General features: G+C 59.5%; 5 protein-coding genes. 3 read left to right on the forward strand and 2 right to left on the reverse strand.

The genetic code is table 11. The features are described from left to right. Positions 1-335 precede the first annotated feature (335 nt). Both AB4O25_RS20165 and AB4O25_RS20170 read left to right on the forward strand, forming a co-directional pair. Positions 336-15,800: a retention module-containing protein gene (locus tag AB4O25_RS20165; protein ID WP_460149923.1), complete on the forward strand. Its 15,465-nt coding sequence runs from the start codon at positions 336-338 to the stop codon at positions 15,798-15,800. Positions 15,801-15,925: 125 nt separating this feature from the next. Continuing rightward, a complete protein-coding gene (locus AB4O25_RS20170) occupies positions 15,926-16,264 on the forward strand; it encodes a tryptophan synthase subunit beta (RefSeq protein ID WP_065879524.1) in 339 nt (112 codons plus the stop codon). A gap of 55 nt (positions 16,265-16,319) precedes the next feature. Here the strand turns inward: AB4O25_RS20170 and lapD are convergent, their stop codons facing one another. After that, complete coding sequence (gene lapD, locus AB4O25_RS20175) at positions 16,320-18,266, reverse strand: cyclic di-GMP receptor LapD (protein ID WP_017529574.1); 1,947 nt, start codon at positions 18,264-18,266, stop codon at positions 16,320-16,322. An 11-nt stretch (positions 18,267-18,277) separates the two neighbouring features. Further along, the gene (lapG, locus tag AB4O25_RS20180; RefSeq protein WP_032883508.1) at positions 18,278-18,994 is read right to left on the reverse strand and encodes a cysteine protease LapG; all 717 of its coding nucleotides are present in this window, start codon (positions 18,992-18,994) and stop codon (positions 18,278-18,280) included. Between the two features lie 265 nt (positions 18,995-19,259). Between lapG and bcsQ the strand changes: the two genes are divergently transcribed. Then, positions 19,260-20,219, forward strand: coding sequence for a cellulose biosynthesis protein BcsQ (gene bcsQ, locus AB4O25_RS20185; protein WP_460149924.1), 960 nt, complete (start codon positions 19,260-19,262; stop codon positions 20,217-20,219). Positions 20,220-20,278: the final 59 nt, after the last annotated feature.

The raw sequence follows: 20,278 nt of genomic DNA on the forward strand, positions 1-20,278 counted from the left end.
TCCCGGGGATTGGTTGCCTGAAAAACCGCAACAAATTGAAATATGCATTGGAGTGGCAACTCGAAATGCCCGTTTTTCTTGGACGCCTGAAGGCGCAAACAGAAAGTCGCGAGGCCGCTTAAATATCAATGTGACATTACTGGGCAGATTGTTTAGGATGGCGCTCAATAGGTCAATACCTTGACGGGAAAGTAATTTTTCGCAAGAAACAACAGAAAATTGACGCCAATATATTTTTACACAAATTGCGTACTCCAACTATCTGAATCGGCAGCAGCGAGAGGGCCGGTCTCCTTGATGGATACCCCCGAACGGCAATACACGGAGAGTCTTTTATGAGCAGCGTTGCGGTCGTCAAAAGCATTGTCGGTCAAGTGTTCGCAGTTTCCCCGGAAGGGATTCGCCGCCTGCTCGTAGAAGGGGACCGCTTGGTCGCGGGTGAGCAGGTCGATACCGGCGCATCTGGCGCTGTCTCGCTGGAGCTGGCGGATGGCCGGGTCATCGACCTGGGCCGCGACACTCAGTGGAGCGCCAGCGCTCCTGACTCGTCCACCGACCTCAGCGCCGCTACCGCACAGGCCGCACCGTCCGTCGCCGAACTCCAGCAAGCCATCGCTGCCGGTGCCGACCCGACCCAAGTCCTTGAAGCCACGGCTGCCGGCCCGACCTCCGCCGGTGCCGACGGCGCCGTGGGCGGCGGCCACAGCTTTGTGGTACTGGAAGCCACCGCAGGGGTGGTTGACCCTACCATCGGCTACCCGACGACCGGTCTGAACGCCGCTGATGCCGTGGGCAATACCCTGACCGCCGCCGACAATAATGGCGTCGATCCACGTAACGTCACTATTACCCTGACCGCCACACCCACCATCACCGAAGCCGGTGGTGTGGTTGTTTATACGGTGTTTGTCACCCAGGCCCCGACCAGCGACCTGACCGTTACCTTGTCCAACGGCCTTGCAGTTGTGATCGCCGCCGGCCAGACCTCGGGCGTACTGAACGTCACGTTTGCCGGCAATGACACGCCCTACCTGGATGCCTCGTCGATCTCCGCCACCATCGCCGGCACCTCCGGCGGTGGCAACCTGATCATCACCACTGACCCGGCGCCGGCCGTTACCCAGATCAACGACACCATCGACACCACCACCGTCACGCTGACCGCGACCGCATCGGTGGATGAAGGCGGCAAGATCGTCTACACCGCGACCGTGACCAACGCGGCGCAGACAGACGTTGTTATCAAGCTGTCCAACGACCAGACCATTACCATCGAAGCGGGCAAAACCACCGGTACGGTCAGTATCGACACGCCCGCGAACCTGGCCGATGGCAAAGACCTGGTCGTCAGCGCCACCATTACCAGCGCCACCGGCGGCAATTACGAGAACCTGGCGATCAACCCGCAAGCGGCCACCTCTACCGTGGTTGCCGTGGACGATCCTAGCGTTTTGCAGGCTGATACCAACACCATCGCCGAAGATGGCGTTGCGACCGGCAACGTGCTGAGCAACGACAGCGACATCGACAACGTCCTGGCCGTATCGACCTTCAGCGTGGGTGGCAATACATTCAACGCTGGCCAAACCGCCGTTATTGCCGGCGTGGGTTCCATCACCATTGGGGCTGATGGCGCGTACACCTTTACTCCGGTTAAAGACTTCAATGGTGAAGTGCCGCAAATCGGCTACACCACCAATACCGGTTCCAGCAGCACGCTGAATGTGAACGTCGACGCAGTTGATGATGCCAGCGTTCTGAAAGCCGACACCGGCAGTGCGTTGGAAGATACCGTTGCCACCGGCAATGTGCTGACCAATGACGTCGACGTTGATAACGCACTGACCGTCGCCACTTTCAACGTCAACGGCACCACTTACACCGCCGGTCAAACCGCAATCATCGCGGGCGTTGGCTCTATCACCATCGGTGCCGACGGCGCCTACGCCTTCACTCCGGTCAAAGACTTCAATGGTGATGTGCCGCAAATCGGCTACACCACCAACACCGGTTCCAGCAGCACGCTGGATGTGAAGATTGATGCGGTTGACGACGCGAGCGTCTTGAAAGCCGACACCGGCAGCGCGTTGGAAGATACCGTTGCCACCGGCAACGTGCTGAGCAATGACAGTGACATTGATAGTGTATTGAGCGTTGCCACCTTCAACGTCGACGGCACTACCTACACTGCCGGTCAAACCGCGATCATCGCGGGTGTTGGCAGCATCACCATCGGTGCCGATGGCGCCTATGCATTCACTCCGGTTAAAGATTTCAATGGTGACGTACCGCAAATCGGGTACACCACTAACACCGGTTCCAGCAGTACGCTGGATGTGAAGATTGATGCGGTTGATGACGCGAGCGTCCTGAAAGCCGACACCGGCAGTGCCTTGGAAGACACCGTTGCCACCGGCAATGTGCTGACCAACGACGTCGATGTTGATAACGCCCTGACGGTCACAAGCTTCAACGTCGGTGGTACCACCTACACCGCCGGCCAAACCGCAATCATCGCGGGCATTGGCAGCATCACCATCGCCACCGATGGCGCGTACGCCTTCACCCCGGTCAAAGACTTCAACGGCGATGTGCCGCAAATCGGCTACACCACTAACACGGGCTCCAGCAGCACGCTGGACGTGAAAATCGAAGCCGTTGACGACGCGAGCGAACTCAAAGCTGACACCGGCAGTGCCTTGGAAGACACCGTTGCCACTGGCAACGTGCTGACCAACGACGTCGATGTTGATAACGCCCTGACTGTCACAAGCTTTAACGTCGGTGGCACCAACTACACCGCCGGCCAAACCGCAATCATCGCGGGTATTGGCAGCATCACCATCGGCACCGACGGCGCATACGCCTTCGCGCCGGTCAAAGATTTCAACGGCGATGTGCCGCAAATCGGGTACACCACTAACACGGGCTCCAGCAGCACGCTGGATGTGAAGATTGATGCGGTTGATGACGCGAGCGTCTTGAAAGCCGATACCGGCGGTGCCTTGGAAGACACCGTTGCCACGGGCAATGTGCTGACCAACGACGTCGACGTCGACAACACCCTGACTGTCACGAGCTTCAACGTCGGTGGTACCACCTACACCGCCGGTCAAACCGCAGTCATCGCGGGCATTGGTTCTATAACCATCGCTACTGATGGCGCGTACGCCTTCACCCCGGTTAAAGACTTCAACGGCGACGTACCGCAAATCGGCTACACCACTAACACGGGCTCTAGCAGCACGCTGGATGTGAAGATTGATGCGGTTGATGACGCGAGCGTTCTGAAAGCGGATACCGGTAGCGCGTTGGAAGACCACGTTGCCACTGGCAACGTGCTGACCAACGACGTCGATGTTGATAACGCCCTGACTGTCACAAGCTTTAACGTCGGTGGCACCAACTACACCGCCGGCCAAACCGCAATCATCGCGGGTATTGGCAGCATCACCATCGGCACCGACGGCGCATACGCCTTCACGCCGGTCAAAGATTTCAACGGTGACGTACCGCAAATCGGCTACACCACCAACACCGGTTCCAGCAGCACGCTGGACGTGAAAATCGAAGCCGTTGACGACGCTAGCGAACTCAAAGCTGACACCGGCAGCGCCTTGGAAGACACCGTTGCCACTGGCAATGTGCTGACCAATGACGTCGATGTCGACAACACCCTGACTGTCACGAGCTTCAACGTCGGTGGTACCACCTACACCGCCGGCCAAACCGCGATCATCGCGGGCATTGGCAGCATCACCATCGGCACTGACGGCGCGTACGCCTTCACCCCAGTCAAAGACTTCAACGGCGACGTACCGCAAATCGGCTACACCACTAACACCGGTTCCAGCAGCACGCTGGACGTGAAGATCGAAGCGGTTGATGACGCCAGCGTCTTGAAAGCCGACACCGGCAGCGCCTTGGAAGACACCGTTGCCACCGGCAATGTGCTGACCAATGACGTCGACGTTGATAACACGCTGACTGTCACGAGCTTCAACGTCGGTGGTACCACCTACACCGCCGGTCAAACCGCCGTTATCGCGGGCATTGGTTCTATCACCATCGGTACTGATGGCGCGTACGCCTTCACGCCGGTCAAAGACTTCAACGGTGATGTACCGCAAATCGGCTACACCACCAACACCGGCTCTAGCAGCACGCTGGATGTGAAGATTGATGCGGTTGATGACGCGAGCGAGCTGAAAGCCGACACCGGCAGCGCCTTGGAAGACACCGTTGCCACGGGCAACGTGCTGACCAACGATGTCGATGTCGACAACACCCTGACTGTCACAAGCTTCAACGTCGGTGGCACCACCTACACCGCCGGCCAAACCGCGATCATCGCGGGCATTGGCAGCATCACCATCGGCACCGACGGCGCCTACGCCTTCACCCCGGTCAAAGACTTCAACGGCGATGTGCCGCAAATCGGGTACACCACTAACACGGGCTCCAGCAGCACGCTGGATGTGAAGATTGATGCGGTTGATGACGCGAGCGTCTTGAAAGCCGATACCGGCAGTGCGTTGGAAGACACCGTCGCCACCGGCAACGTGCTGACCAACGATGTCGATGTCGACAACACGCTGACGGTCACAAGCTTCAACGTCGGTGGTACCACCTACACCGCCGGTCAAACCGCAATCATCGCGGGCATTGGCAGCATCACCATCGGTACTGATGGCGCGTACGCCTTCACCCCAGTCAAAGACTTCAACGGCGACGTACCGCAAGTCGGCTACACCACCAACACCGGCTCCAGCAGCACGCTGAACGTGAATATTGAAGCGGTCAACGACGCCCCGGTACTCGGCAACGCTTCGACCAACGCCTTCGGCGACACTTACATCGAAGGCAAGCCGGGCGGCTACGTCGCGGCGAACCTGACTATCAGCGATGTCGACAACGACACGCTGCAAAGCGCCAAAGTCACGCTGGCCAACCCGCTGGCCGATGACGTCCTGATCGCAGATGCCAGCAACGCCAAAATCACGGTCAGCTATGACAAAGACACCGGGGTGCTGACCCTGTCCGGTGAAGCCACGAAGGCCGAATACCAGGAAGTCCTACGTTCGGTGCACTTTGCCAGCGAAAGCCAGAACCCGGTCGCTACCGACCGCACCCTGACCATCACCGTGAACGATGGCCAACTGAACTCGGCGCCTGTGACCTCCGTGGTGAAAGTGGTTCCGGTCAACGATCCGCCTGAGGTCGCGTTCGACAGCACCACGTTTGCCGAGCAAGCCGACGCGGGTGCACTGGTTAAAAACCTGAGCATCAGCGATGTAGACAATTCCACCTACAGCAAAGTGGTGGTCACCGTTGACCACCTGGCGTCCGGTGATTTGCTCAGCAGCGCCGATGTGCTCAAGGCCCTGGCCGTTGCCGGTATCACCATCGCCCAAACCGGCAGTGCCGCCGATGGCAGCATCGTCTACACCCTCACCAGTGATTCGCCAGCCGGCAGCAGCGCGGCCGACTTCATCAAAGTGGTCGAGGCGATCACCTTCCAGAGCCCAGGCAACAACCCGGTCGGTACGGATCGCAGCGTCACCATCGCCGTCACCGATATCGGCGGGGGCAACCTTGACCGTGAGCCTGCGCTAACCGGCAGCGCCACCGGCAAGGTCACCATCGACCTGTTCAACGATGCACCGACAGCGGCGGCTACCCCTGCCGGCGCCGATGAAGACCACGCGGCCACCATCGTACTGAGCGGTGCCGATGTGGACGGTACTGTCGCCAATTTCGTCATTACCACCTTGCCGGAAAACGGCAAGCTGTACAGCGACGCAACCCTGACAACCGAACTCAAAATCGGTGATGCAGTGCCGGCGGGCACTGATGGCAAGGCATCGGTGTACTTCTCGCCGACCAGCGACTGGAGCGGCAACACCTCGCTCACCTTCACCGCGGTCGACAATGGCGGTAAAGCCAGTGGCCAAACCACAGCCGCCATCACCATCGCCCCAGTGACCGACGCCCCGCACCTGGGCCTGCTCGGTGGCGGCGTTGTGAGCTCGATCAACTTCGACGGCGCCGCCCTCAACGGTTCGTGGGGCACGGTGGCGGTCGGCGACGCCAATAACGCCGCCGGCACAACGGCGACCACCCCCTGGTTGACCGGTAACAGCGACGGCAAAGTCGAAATCGGCCAAAGTGGCGTCTACGGCGTAGACACCCCAGGCAACAGCCAAGTCATCGAACTTGAGAAAAACGCCGGCGACGACGCCAGCCTGTACACCCTCATCAAGGCCGAATCCGGCACGGCGTACAGCATCAGTGTCGACTACTCGCCGCGTGCGGGCGCCGAGAACAATTCGGTGATCGATGTGTTCTGGGGCGGCGTCAAAGTCGGCACCCTGGATGCAACCACCGTTGGCATGAAGACCTACACCTTCGTCGTGCCTGTCACCGTCGACGGTGATGCCAAACTCGAATTCAAAGCCCCTACCAGCAATTCGCTTGGCGGTGTACTGGATAACATCAGCGTCACTCAGGTACTGAACACTGGCCTGGAAGACCACGCGATCAAGCTGTCCGCGATTGACGCCTACGCCACCGACAAAGATGGCTCCGAGACGCTCAAACTGGAGATCAGCGGTATACCGGACGGTGCGACTCTTACCGATGGCGCGGGCCACACCTTCACCGCGACCGCTGGCAGCCAAAGCATCGATATCAGCGACTGGAACAAGGCCACACTGGTCTTCAACCCGGCGCCAAACGCCAACGGCCTGGTAAACCTCACCGTGACCGCCACCGCCCAAGATGGCGATGCAGCACCCAAGTCCGAGTCGATTACGCTGCCGATCAAAGTGATTGCGGTCGACGATCCGAGCGTATTGGGCGCGGATACGGGCAGTTCGTTGGAAGACCAGGTTGCCACCGGCAATGTGCTGACCAACGACAGTGACGTCGACAGCGTGTTGAGCGTTGCCAGCTTCAACGTGGGCGGTACTACCTACACTGCGGGCCAAACTGCGGTTATTGCTGGCGTGGGTTCTATCACCATCGGTGTCGATGGCGCGTACGCCTTTACTCCGGTTAAAGACTTTAATGGTGATGTGCCGCAAATTGGGTACACCACCAACACCGGATCGAGCAGCACGCTGGATGTGAAGATTGACGCGGTTGATGACGCGAGCGTCTTGAAAGCCGATACCGGCAGTGCGTTGGAAGACCACGTTGCCACGGGCAATGTGCTGACCAACGATGTCGATGTCGACAACACCCTGACTGTCACGAGCTTCAACGTCGGTGGTACCACCTACACCGCCGGCCAAACCGCGATCATCGCGGGCATTGGTTCTATCACCATCGGCACCGACGGCGCATACGCCTTCACTCCGGTTAACGACTTCAACGGCGATGTACCGCAAATCGGCTACACCACGAACACCGGTTCCAGCAGCACGCTGAATGTGAACATCGTGGCGGTTGACGACGCGAGCGTCCTGAAAGCCGACACCGGCAGTGCCTTGGAAGACACCGTTGCCACTGGCAATGTGCTGACCAATGACGTCGATGTCGACAACACCCTGACGGTCACAAGCTTCAACGTTGGTGGCACCACCTACACAGCCGGCCAAACCGCAATCATCGCGGGCATTGGCAGCATCACCATCGGCACCAATGGCGCCTACGCCTTCACCCCAGTCAAAGACTTCAACGGCGATGTACCGCAAATCGGCTACACCACCAACACCGGTTCCAGCAGCACGCTGAACGTGAACATCGTGGCGGTTGACGACGCGAGCGTCCTGAAAGCGGATACCGGCAGCGCCTTGGAAGACACCGTTGCCACTGGCAACGTGCTGACCAACGATGTCGACGTTGATAACACCCTGACTGTCACGAGCTTCAACGTCGGTGGTACCACCTACACCGCCGGTCAAACCGCGATCATCGCGGGCATTGGCAGCATCACCATCGGCACTGACGGCGCGTACGCCTTCACCCCAGTCAAAGACTTCAACGGCGACGTACCGCAAATCGGCTACACCACTAACACGGGCTCCAGCAGCACGTTGGACGTGAAAATCGACGCCGTTGACGACGCGAGCGAACTCAAAGCCGACACCGGCAGTGCCTTGGAAGACACCGTTGCCACTGGCAACGTGCTGACCAATGACGTCGATGTCGATAACACGCTGACTGTCACGAGCTTCAACGTAGGTGGTACCACCTACACCGCCGGTCAAACCGCGATCATCGCGGGCATTGGTTCTATCACCATCGGCACCGATGGCGCCTATGCGTTCACTCCGGTTAAAGACTTTAATGGTGATGTGCCGCAAATCGGGTACACCACCAACACCGGATCGAGCAGCACGCTGGATGTGAAGATTGACGCGGTTGATGACGCGAGCGTCTTGAAAGCCGACACCGGTAGTGCCTTGGAAGACACCGTTGCCACGGGCAATGTGCTGACCAACGACGTTGATGTTGATAACGCCCTGACTGTCACAAGCTTTAACGTCGGTGGTACCACCTACACCGCCGGCCAAACCGCAATCATCGCGGGCATTGGTTCTATCACCATCGGTACTGATGGCGCGTACGCCTTCACCCCAGTCAAAGAATTCAACGGCGATGTACCGCAAATCGGTTACACCACCAACACCGGTTCCAGCAGCACGCTGGACGTGAAAATCGACGCCGTTGACGACGCGAGCGAACTCAAAGCTGACACCGGCAGTGCCTTGGAAGACACCGTTGCCACGGGCAATGTGCTGACCAACGACGTCGATGTTGATAACACCCTGACTGTCACGAGCTTCAACGTCGGCGGTACCACCTACACCGCCGGTCAAACCGCCGTTATCGCGGGCATTGGTTCTATCACCATCGGTACTGATGGCGCGTACGCCTTCATGCCGGTCAAAGACTTCAACGGTGATGTACCGCAAATCGGCTACACCACCAACACCGGCTCTAGCAGCACGCTGGATGTGAAGATTGATGCGGTTGATGACGCGAGCGAGCTGAAAGCCGACACCGGCAGCGCCTTGGAAGACACCGTTGCCACGGGCAACGTGCTGACCAACGATGTCGATGTCGACAACACCCTGACTGTCACAAGCTTCAACGTCGGTGGCACCACCTACACCGCCGGCCAAACCGCGATCATCGCGGGCATTGGCAGCATCACCATCGGCACCGACGGCGCCTACGCCTTCACCCCGGTCAAAGACTTCAACGGCGATGTACCGCAAATCGGCTACACCACTAACACGGGCTCCAGCAGCACGTTGGACGTGAAAATCGACGCCGTTGACGACGCGAGCGTCCTGAAAGCCGACACCGGCAGTGCCTTGGAAGACACCGTTGCCACTGGCAACGTGCTGACCAATGACGTCGATGTCGATAACACGCTGACTGTCACGAGCTTCAACGTCGGTGGTACCACCTACACCGCCGGTCAAACCGCGATCATCGCGGGCATTGGCAGCATCACCATCGGCACCGACGGCGCATACGCCTTCACGCCGGTCAAAGATTTCAACGGCGATGTCCCGCAAATCGGCTACACCACGAACACCGGTTCCAGCAGCACGCTGGATGTGAAGATTGATGCGGTTGATGACGCCAGCGAACTCAAAGCCGACACCGGCAGCGCCTTGGAAGACACCGTTGCCACGGGCAACGTGCTGACCAACGATGTCGATGTCGACAACACCCTGACTGTCACAAGCTTCAACGTCGGTGGCACCACCTACACCGCCGGCCAAACCGCGATCATCGCGGGCATTGGCAGCATCACCATCGGCACCGACGGCGCCTACGCCTTCACCCCGGTCAAAGACTTCAACGGCGATGTACCGCAAATCGGCTACACCACGAACACCGGTTCCAGCAGCACGCTGGACGTGAAAATCGAAGCCGTTGACGACGCGAGCGAACTCAAAGCTGACACCGGCAGTGCCTTGGAAGACACCGTCGCCACCGGCAACGTGCTGACCAACGATGTCGATGTCGACAACACGCTGACGGTCACAAGCTTCCACGTCGGTGGTACCACCTACACCGCCGGCCAAACCGCAATCATCGCGGGCATTGGCAGCATCACCATCGGTACTGATGGCGCGTACGCCTTCACCCCAGTCAAAGACTTCAACGGCGACGTACCGCAAGTCGGCTACACCACCAACACCGGTTCCAGCAGCACGCTGGACGTGAACATCGTGGCGGTTGACGACGCGAGCGTCCTGAAAGCCGACACCGGTAGTGCCTTGGAAGACCACGTTGCTACGGGCAATGTGCTGACCAACGACGTTGATGTCGACAACACCCTGACTGTCACAAGCTTCAACGTCGGTGGTACCAACTACACCGCCGGCCAAACCGCCGTTATCGCGGGCATCGGCTCTATCACCATCGCTACTGATGGCGCGTACGCCTTCACCCCGGTTAAAGACTTCAACGGCGATGTACCGCAAATCGGCTACACCACCAACACCGGTTCCAGCAGCACGCTGGACGTGAACATCGTGGCGGTTGACGACGCGAGCGTCCTGAAAGCGGATACCGGCAGCGCCTTGGAAGACCACGTTGCTACGGGCAATGTGCTGACCAACGACGTTGATGTCGACAACACCCTGACTGTCACAAGCTTCAACGTCGGTGGTACCAACTACACCGCCGGCCAAACCGCCGTTATCGCGGGCATTGGTTCTATCACCATCGGCACCGATGGTGCCTACGCCTTCACCCCAGTCAAAGACTTCAACGGCGATGTACCGCAAATCGGCTACACCACTAACACGGGCTCCAGCAGCACGCTGGATGTGAAGATTGATGCGGTTGATGACACGAGCGTCCTGAAAGCTGACACCGGCAGCGCCTTGGAAGACCACGTTGCTACGGGCAATGTGCTGACCAACGACGTTGATGTCGACAACACCCTGACTGTCACAAGCTTCAACGTCGGTGGTACCAACTACACCGCCGGCCAAACCGCCGTTATCGCGGGCATTGGTTCTATCACCATCGGCACCGATGGCGCCTACGCCTTCACCCCAGTCAAAGACTTCAACGGCGATGTACCGCAAATCGGCTACACCACTAACACGGGCTCCAGCAGCACGCTGGATGTGAAGATTGATGCGGTTGATGACGCGAGCGTCCTGAAAGCTGACACCGGCAGCGCCTTGGAAGACCACGTTGCCACCGGCAATGTGCTGACCAACGACGTCGATGTTGATAACACCCTGACTGTCACAAGCTTCAATGTGGGTGGTACTAACTACACAGCCGGCCAAACCGCAATCATCGCGGGCATTGGCAGCATCACCATCGGCACCAATGGCGCCTACGCCTTCACCCCAGTCAAAGACTTCAACGGCGATGTACCGCAAATCGGCTACACCACCAACACCGGTTCCAGCAGCACGCTGAATGTGAGCATCGTGGCGGTTGACGACGCGAGCGTCCTGAAAGCCGACACCGGCAGTGCCTTGGAAGACACCGTCGCCACAGGCAATGTGCTGACCAACGACTTCGATGTGGACAGCGCATTGAGCGTTGCGACCTTCAACGTCAACGGCACCACCTACACCGCCGGCCAAACCGCGATCATCGCGGGCATTGGCAGCATCACCATCGGCACCAATGGCGCCTACGCCTTCACTCCGGTCAAAGACTTCAACGGCGATGTGCCGCAAGTCGGCTACACCACCAACACCGGTTCCAGCAGCACGCTGGACGTGAACATCGTGGCGGTTGACGACGCGAGCGTCCTGAAAGCCGACACCGGCAGTGCCTTGGAAGACCACGTTGCCACGGGCAATGTGCTGACCAACGACGTTGATGTCGACAACACCCTGACTGTCACAAGCTTCAACGTCGGTGGCACCACCTACACCGCCGGCCAAACCGCGATCATCGCGGGCGTTGGTTCTATCACCATCGGCACCAACGGTGCGTACGCCTTCACCCCGGTCAAAGACTTCAACGGCGATGTACCGCAAATCGGCTACACCACCAACACCGGTTCCAGCAGCACGCTGAATGTGAACATCGTGGCGGTTGACGACGCGAGCGTCCTGAAAGCCGACACCGGCAGTGCCTTGGAAGACACCGTTGCCACCGGCAATGTGCTGACCAACGACTTCGATGTGGACAGCGCATTGAGCGTTGCGACCTTCAACGTCAACGGCACTACCTACACCGCCGGTCAAACCGCGGTCATCGCGGGCGTGGGCAGCATCACCATCGGCACCAACGGTGCGTACGCCTTCACGCCGGTCAAAGACTTCAACGGCGATGTGCCGCAAGTCGGCTACACCACCAACACCGGTTCCAGCAGCACGCTGAACGTGAACATCGTGGCGGTCAACGACGCGCCGACTGCAACCAATGGCTACGTCGACAGCAAGGAAGACACGTCGGTCGAGCTGACCTGGTCCACCTTTGGCGTCAAGGATGTGGACTCCGCGAACCCGAAAGTGGTGTTTACCAGCCTGCCGGCCGGTTCCATCGAGTACAAAGTCAACGGCCAGTGGGTCGCGCTGACCTCGTCGGATCTGAAAACCGATACTTCAGCCGGCAAGGCATTCAGCCAATCTGACTTCGATAACCACAACGTGCGCTACACCCCGGCGGCCAACGAGTCGGGTGACAACAGCTTCGGCGGCACCAGCGTGGGTAACAAGCAGGGCGATTACACCGAGCTGAAGTTCCAGGCTACCGACGGCAGCGCCTACAGCGACACCAAAACCATCACGGTGGACATACACCCGGTGACGGATGTGCCGGTTGTGGTCGTGCCCCCATTCGCTGCAGTGCCGACAGGGTTGGTCATTCAAACCTGGACCGGCGGCACGCTCGCTAAAGACCTGGGCACCAACGGTAATGGTGTTGCCCAGTCCAGCGACCTGATCAAGGTGATCGACGCTAAGACCGCCGCCAGCGCAGTCTCGACTGCGGTCATCAACAATGTCAGCAACGGCAGTGTGGCGGAGGGCACGGCGACTAAAGTCTCTGGCCTGATCTACCTGGAAGCCGGCAAAAGCTACACCTTCACCGGTACGGCCGACGACAGCCTGGCGATCACCGTGGGCGGCAAGTTGGTCGCTTCCGAAACCTGGAGCAAGGGCAGTGCGATTACCGGGACGGCCTATACGCCGACCGAGTCGGGTTACTACACCCTCGACATCTACCACTACAACCAGGCGGGCGGCGGCAACTACGACGTCAATGTGTCGATCAACAACGGCCCGTCGATGTCGCTGGGCAACAGCGGTGTGCAGACCTACACCAGTGTGGAAGCGTTGAAAGCCGCCGGCGCGGTGCTGGGCGATAGCCATGTGGTCAATGGCGAAGGCTATTACACCGGCTACGTCTACAACCGTGGGCTGGAAGACACCGCCATCAAGGTCGCTCCGATTACCACGACGTTTGTCGACAACGACGGCTCGGAATCCCACAAGGTGGAAATCAGCGGCTTGCCCAAAGGTACCGTGATTACCGATGGCACCACGGGCCACAGCTACACCTCCACCGGTACCGCCGCGCTCTACGATGTCAGCGACTGGAACCTGAAAACCCTGACGGTTACGCCGCTCAAGGACTCGACCGCCAGCTTCGATATCACCGTGAAAGCGACGGCCAAAGAGTTGAGCACCGGGGTCGAAGAGGTGACGACCGGTAAAGTGAGCATCGTGGTCACCCCAGTCAACGACGCACCGACCCTGGACCTCAGCAATGCGGATGGTGCTGTCGCCACCGGCTACAACGCCTCGTACACCGAGCGCAGCAACACCGGTGTTTCGATTACCGGCAGCGTGGCCATCGCTGACGTCGACAGCACCCAGATGCAAAGTGCGACCATCACCCTGAAAAACGCCAGTGCGGGTGATCAGCTCGGCTCCAGCCTGGTGACGGTAGGGGGCACCTACAAAGGCATTACCCTGACCAGCGTCGGTACGGACGTCAGCGGCAAGATCGTGCTGACCCTGTCGGGTGCGGCGGATGCGGCTACCTACAAGACGCTGCTTGAGTCGTTCCAGTACTCCAGCACCAGCAAGTACCCGGCGATCGGCGATCGCACCATTGATGTCTCCGTGACGGACAACGAGGGTGGCAACAGCCTGAGTTCGTCTGTGGCGACAACGACCATCACGGTCAAGTCCCAGGTCTACAACACTGTCGCCGAAGGCGGCGCGGCGGCGGACACCATCGATCTGGGCACAAGCTCAGCCAACAACATTGTGGTGGGCGACAAAGGGGGTATCACCACGCCGGGCTCCAACTACAACATCGCGTTTGTTGTGGATACCTCGGGCAGTATCGGGTCGTCGGCGATGAACTCGATCAAGGGCCAGCTCTCGAGCATTTTCGACACCCTGATCGCTAACGCGAAGATGACGGGCTCGGGTGTAGTGAAGGTGTTGCTGGTCGACTTCGACACCAAGGTCGAGTCGCTGGTGTCGGTCAACCTGGCGGACCAGGCTGCCGCCAAGGCTGCCCTGCAGGCCGTGTTGAATAACATGGCTTCCAACCCGAACGACATGACCAACTACGAAGACGCCTTCAATGCGGCAACGGCCTGGTTCAAGAGCGCTGACGCCACCAGCAACACCGGTGCGAAAAACCTGACGTATTTCATTACCGACGGCGAGCCGAATGTCTACAACGTGAAGTACGACAGCATCAGCCTGGGCTCAACCAGCTACTGGTGGGGCAATAACGTCAGCTTCGACAACAAGGTCAACAGCAGCACCTATACCCTGGGCCAGACCACTGCGCTCACCGCAACCGTCTACGACCAGACACGGGTCATCGTGGACACTGACGGCAAGGTCTACTCGTATGACTCGTCCGGCACCCGGATCTTCCAAGGTTACGTCGTGTCCGACGGCCATGGTGGTTTCGACGTGGCGGGGGCTGCCAGCAATAGTCGCTATGACTATGCGTTGGACAACGCCAAGGCGGCTTACACCGCGCTGACCACCTCGGTGGCCGGCGGGGTTGAAGTGCAGGCCATCGGCCTGGGCAGCAGCGTCGACAAAGACATGCTGCAAAAGTACTTCGATACTGACAAGACGGTCAGCACGATCGATACCGCGAAGCTGGCCGACACCATCACCGGCCACACCGCCGACACTGGTGCGGACAAGGTTTCCGGTGGTTCGGGCAATGACATCCTGTTCGGTGACCTGATCAGCTACAACGGCCAGGAAGGCAACGCCGCACTCAAGGCGTTCGCTGCCGAGAAGCTGTCCACCACGGTCGATCACATCGATGACCGTACACTGCATCAGTTCGTCACCGAGCACGTGCAGGACATCGGTGCATTGGCCAGCGCGTCGAATATCTACGGTACCAAGGATGGCGGCGACACCCTGATCGGCAACGCCGGCGATGACATCCTGTTCGGCCAGGGCGGTAACGACAACCTCTCCGGTGGTGCAGGCAACGACATCCTGGTGGGCGGCAAGGGCAATGACACCCTGACCGGCGGCGCGGGTGCGGATACCTTCGTGTGGCTCAAAGGCGATACCGGCAGCGACACGGTCACCGACTTCAAGCACAGCGAAGGCGACAAGCTGGACCTGTCCGATTTGCTGCAAGGCAATAACGACACCAACCTGTCCAGCTACTTGAAGTTGACCACCGACGCATCCGGCAACTCGACGTTGAGCGTGAGCAGCAGCGGTTCGTTCACCGCCCAGGGCGGTACGGCCGATGTCACGATCAAGATCGATGGCGCCAATTGGGGCTCCGGCAGCACCGCGATCAATAACCTGATCGCCGGTGGCGACCTGACCGTCAAGCATCACGACTGATCACCCGGCAGCGCCAATCTTCAAGGATTGGCGCTGCATGGGCATCAGCGTCGGGAAAATCTGTGTAATCTCTGCGAGGGCACCTGCTTGGGGCCTGCAGGGATTTTTTTATTGGGAGAACGTTAATGTTCTACGTGCAACGCGATCAACAGAACGCTTTGGTTCGCGTCGAGGCGGATGCCTTCGCCGGGGCCACCGAGACACTGGAGGCCGACCATCACGAGATTCTGGCGTGGTTTGCCGATGATGCGGTGGACAACAGCCTCAAGCATCTCAGGCAAAGCGACCTTGAGATGATCCGCGTGCTTGATGACTTGATCCAGGTGCTGATCACCAAGAACGTGATGAGCATCACTGACTTGCCGCCGGCGGCACAGGCTAAGTTTTTGGAGCGTACCAAGGCGAGGGCGACATTGGGCGGCTTGAGCGAGCTGATCAATGACGATGAAACCGGCTTGATCTGACGCTGCGCACCTCCTTCACGGGTTGACCGTCAAGGAGGCGTGAGCGGTCAGTGCGTCACTTCCAAGGCGCCGGCTCACCGACCAGTTGGCCTTGCACGCCTTCAATACCCATCTCGCGGATCACCCGCAATTCACCCTCGGTTTCCACCCGCTCGGCAATCAACGGCAGATCAATGCTGTGGGCGGCGCGCTGGATCGCCTCGATAAAAAAGCGCTTGTGGCTTTCCTGATCAATGGCACGGATGTAGCTGCCGTCGACCTTCAGGTACGCCAGGCCCAGGTTCGCCAGGTTGCCGATCATGCTGAAACGCCCGCCGAAACGTTGCAGGCCCAGGCTGTAGCCCAGGCTGCGCATGCGTCGGGTGAGGCGCTCCAATTGGGTTTGTTCGGGCACTTGCTCTTCGCCGATTTCCAGCGTCAGGCGCGGCCCCAGTGCGGGGTGTTGGGCCAGGCGTTCGAACACCCGCTCCAACGCTTGCGGGTCGTTCAAGGTGGCGGCCGAGAGGTTCAACGCCACCGATTGGTTGTGTTGCGTGAGGTGTTTGATCACCAGGTCGAGCATCAGTTGATCGAGCCGCGCCGTCCAGCCGAAGCGCTCCAGCCAGGGCAGAAAATGGCCTGCCGCAATGGTCTGGTCCTGACTGTCGAGCAGGCGTGAAAGTACCTTGTAGTGCAGCACTTGCTGGGTGTCACGGCTGCTGACCACCGGTTGGAAAAACAAGCGGAAGCGACCCTGGTTCAGGGCGTTGTCGAGCAAGGTGTGCCAGTTGTGCGGGTCATCGCTGACGGTGCCGGGCGCCTGGCGTTCCAGGCAGACCCAGGTGGGGCCGCTGCCGGCTTCAGCCTGGGCCAGCGCTTGGTCGGCCAGCATCAACAGGTCGGCTGAGGCATCGCCAGGGTTGTACGGCGCCAGCCCGATATAAGCCACGGCCGACATGTCGGTGGCTCCCGTTTCGTGCAGGCTTTGCAGGGTGCTTTCCAGATCCTGGGCCAGTTGCAGCGCTTCATCACGTACCAGGCCCGGGGCAAGGACCGCGAACTCGCCGCCACGGCTGCGGGTAATCAGGTTTTGAGTTTCCGGGTATTTGGCGCAGGTGCGCACCAGTTGCTGGCTGACGGCTTGCAGCAGTTGGTCGGTGCGTTGCCCGCCAAGACGTTGGTTGAGGCCGCTCAAGTCATTGACCCGCAATATCAGCAGGTAACCTGAACTGGGCTCCTCCAGGTTGCTGACGCGAGACTGCAGTTGCATCTCGAAATAGCGACGGTTCGCCAGGCCCGTCAGGCTGTCTTGGTAAGACTCCACACGCAGTTTCTCGCTACGCTCGGTCTGCTCATGGAACAGCGCCTTGAGCTTCTCCACCATCTGGTTCATGGCCTGCACCACCCGCCGCAGCTCCGGGGTGCGAGGCAGGTCGGGCAAGCTCAGGAACTCGCGACGGGCGATGGCGTGCGACTGCTCGACCATATAGTCCAGCGGCTTCAGTTGACGGCGCAGCAACAGCGCGCCCAATACCGCGCTCACGGCGCCGCACACCAACAACCAGCCCAGGCTGCCCAGCGCGCTCTGCCACAGCTTGGCCAGTGCAAACATCGGGTGGCTGACCACTTCAACCCGTGCCGCCTGCTGCCAGCCACGACTGACGATGGCATCGCCACCGGCCGGCGCCAGGCCGATCATCTTCACGAACCAGGCGGGCACGCCGCTGGCATCCGGTTCGGCGGCCCGCTCCACCAGCACCTGGTTATTGCTCAGGTCTATCACACGGATGCTCGCGTAATAGCCACTGTCAAAGATCGAACTGACCATCAGCTCGGTCATCGCCGGGTCATCAATGTTCGGGGTCAGCGACAGCGCCAGTGCGGTGGCCGCGTCCTGGGCATGGGAGCGCAGTTGGTTGACGTACTGTGTACGCGAGCTTTCCAGGCTGACCATGAAGCTACCGCTGAACGCGACCACCAGGAACACGCAGATAGCGATCAGCAATTGTTTGAACAGTGACATCGTAGCTCCTGTTAATTATCCGAACTGGCCGGAAACCCTTCAGCGGTCATTTTTTTCAAGACATCCTGCCAGCGTGACAGGCGCTTGGTGTCACCGACTTTTTTGTTGCCCGCCGCGCCGGTCAGCCACAACCCTTCGCCGTTGAACGCATAAACGGGCAGCAGGTCGGTGCGTTGGCTGGCCGGCAGGATGGGGTCCATCAGGCTGTCCAGCACCAAGGGCATGGCTTCGGGGCTTGCATAATACGTCAGCACCATATGCGCACGGTTCTGGCGCAAGGCCTTGACGTAGGTGATGCGCAGCTTTTCGGCCGGCACACCCAAGTGCCGCAGGCTGAAGTATTTGGCGATGGCATAGTCTTCACAATCGCCAGCGCCTTTCCAGAGGGATTGAATGGGGGTGGCCCAATAATCCACTTCGTGCCACAGGTCGATGTCTTCCTCGTAGCGCAACTGGCGGTTGAAGAACAGGTTGACCACTTTGAGCTGCTCGCTCTCGCTGACCTGCTTTTGTGTCGACAGCAATTGTTGCCAGGCATCGATACGCTGGCGGCCGGGGCCGAGTGCCCCATACAGTGTTTCGGCGCGACGGCTGATCTGGCTGAAATCCCAGTCCGCGAGCAAGTCGCCGAGCAGGCCGCCACCCAGCAATACAGTGATGGCGAAACCGTACAGAATTCGCGGAAGTTTAAAGCGTATCGCCACTGCGATTACCAGAGCTTGCAGCATTGAAGATGGGGCAATGGTGCGGTGATAGCGGCTAAAAAACAATGGCACGATGAAATCATCGGTGCTTGAAGGCATCAAGGGTGCGTCAGTAAATTGGCCAATTTCCGCTCGTCTGAAAGGGTTGTGGCTATTTCATCAAAATAATGACACTCGTCCCCCGCTGTCACAGAATGTATCCCATCGGCGCTTACAAAAAGACTTGCGGTAAAGCCTTGTTTTACCGACTTCTCAGGTCTTTATCGGGCGCCGTGAAGGAGGCCCGGCCATGAGTCGCACCGATGACCTGTTTGCCTTGCCCGGCAAGCGCGTCGCCCGTGATCCCAGGGGCAAAAAACCGCGCGTGCATTTTTTTGGCACTCTGCCATTCGATGATGGCACCCGTGTAAACCAAAAAGAGGGCCAGCGCTTTGGCGCGCAGCCGTCCTACGTCAATGACACACCCCACAACCCTCAACCCATTGCGCTGCGCCCGACCGTGGTGGCGTTGATATCCGTCAATGGTGGCGTTGGCCGCAGTACCCTCGCCACGGCGTTGAGCAGCGGCTTGCGGCGCATGGGTAAGTCGGTAGTGGCATTGGACCTGGACCCCCAGAACGCCTTGCGCCAACACTTTGGAGTCGTCCATGAGCGCGCCGGCGTGGGCGGCGGCAGCCTGCTCAAGACGCCCTGGGCGACCCTCCTGCAGGCGGGGTTCTCCGGTTGCCAAGTGCTGCCTTTTGGCGATACCGATACCCCGCAGAAAGAAAACCTGCAGCGCTGGCTCGCGCGTGAGCCGCAATGGCTGGTGCGGCACCTGTCGGCATTGGCGTTGAGCGAAGCGCATACGGTGATCATCGATACACCCGCTGGCAACAACGTTTACCTTCATCAAGCACTGAGCGTGGCCGACATCGTGCTGGTCGTCGCCCAGCCCAATGCGGCGTGCCTCGGCACGTTGGATCAACTGGACGCGCTGTTGGCCCCCCATCTTGAGCGAGAGCCCGCACCTCGATGTCACTTTGTGATCAATCAGCTGGATGAGCACTCGACGTTCAACCTGGGAATGCTCGATGCCTTCAAGTTGCGCCGCAGTGAATACCCCTTGGCGGTCGTGCATCGCGACCCGGTGTTCAGCGAAGCCCTGGCCTTTGCGAGGGACCCGCTCGATAGCAAGGCGCCAAGCCCTGCGCGTGACGATATCGGCGACCTTTGCCGGTTATTGGTCACCCGCAAAAGCACCGCGTAAACGCGGTTTATAAGCGTAACGCCGGATGCTTATACACAATTGGTTGGTGAGGGGCTCAT

This window comes from Pseudomonas sp. S3_A03 (genome assembly GCF_054668275.1).

Coding starts and splice junctions, on each gene's coding strand:
- AB4O25_RS20165 (WP_460149923.1), top strand. CDS start 336: ATGAGCAGCGTTGCGGTCGTCAAAAGCATTGTCGGTCAAGTGTTCGCA.
- AB4O25_RS20170 (WP_065879524.1), top strand. CDS start 15,926: ATGTTCTACGTGCAACGCGATCAACAGAACGCTTTGGTTCGCGTCGAG.
- lapD (WP_017529574.1), bottom strand. CDS start 18,266: ATGTCACTGTTCAAACAATTGCTGATCGCTATCTGCGTGTTCCTGGTG.
- lapG (WP_032883508.1), bottom strand. CDS start 18,994: ATGCTGCAAGCTCTGGTAATCGCAGTGGCGATACGCTTTAAACTTCCG.
- bcsQ (WP_460149924.1), top strand. CDS start 19,260: ATGAGTCGCACCGATGACCTGTTTGCCTTGCCCGGCAAGCGCGTCGCC.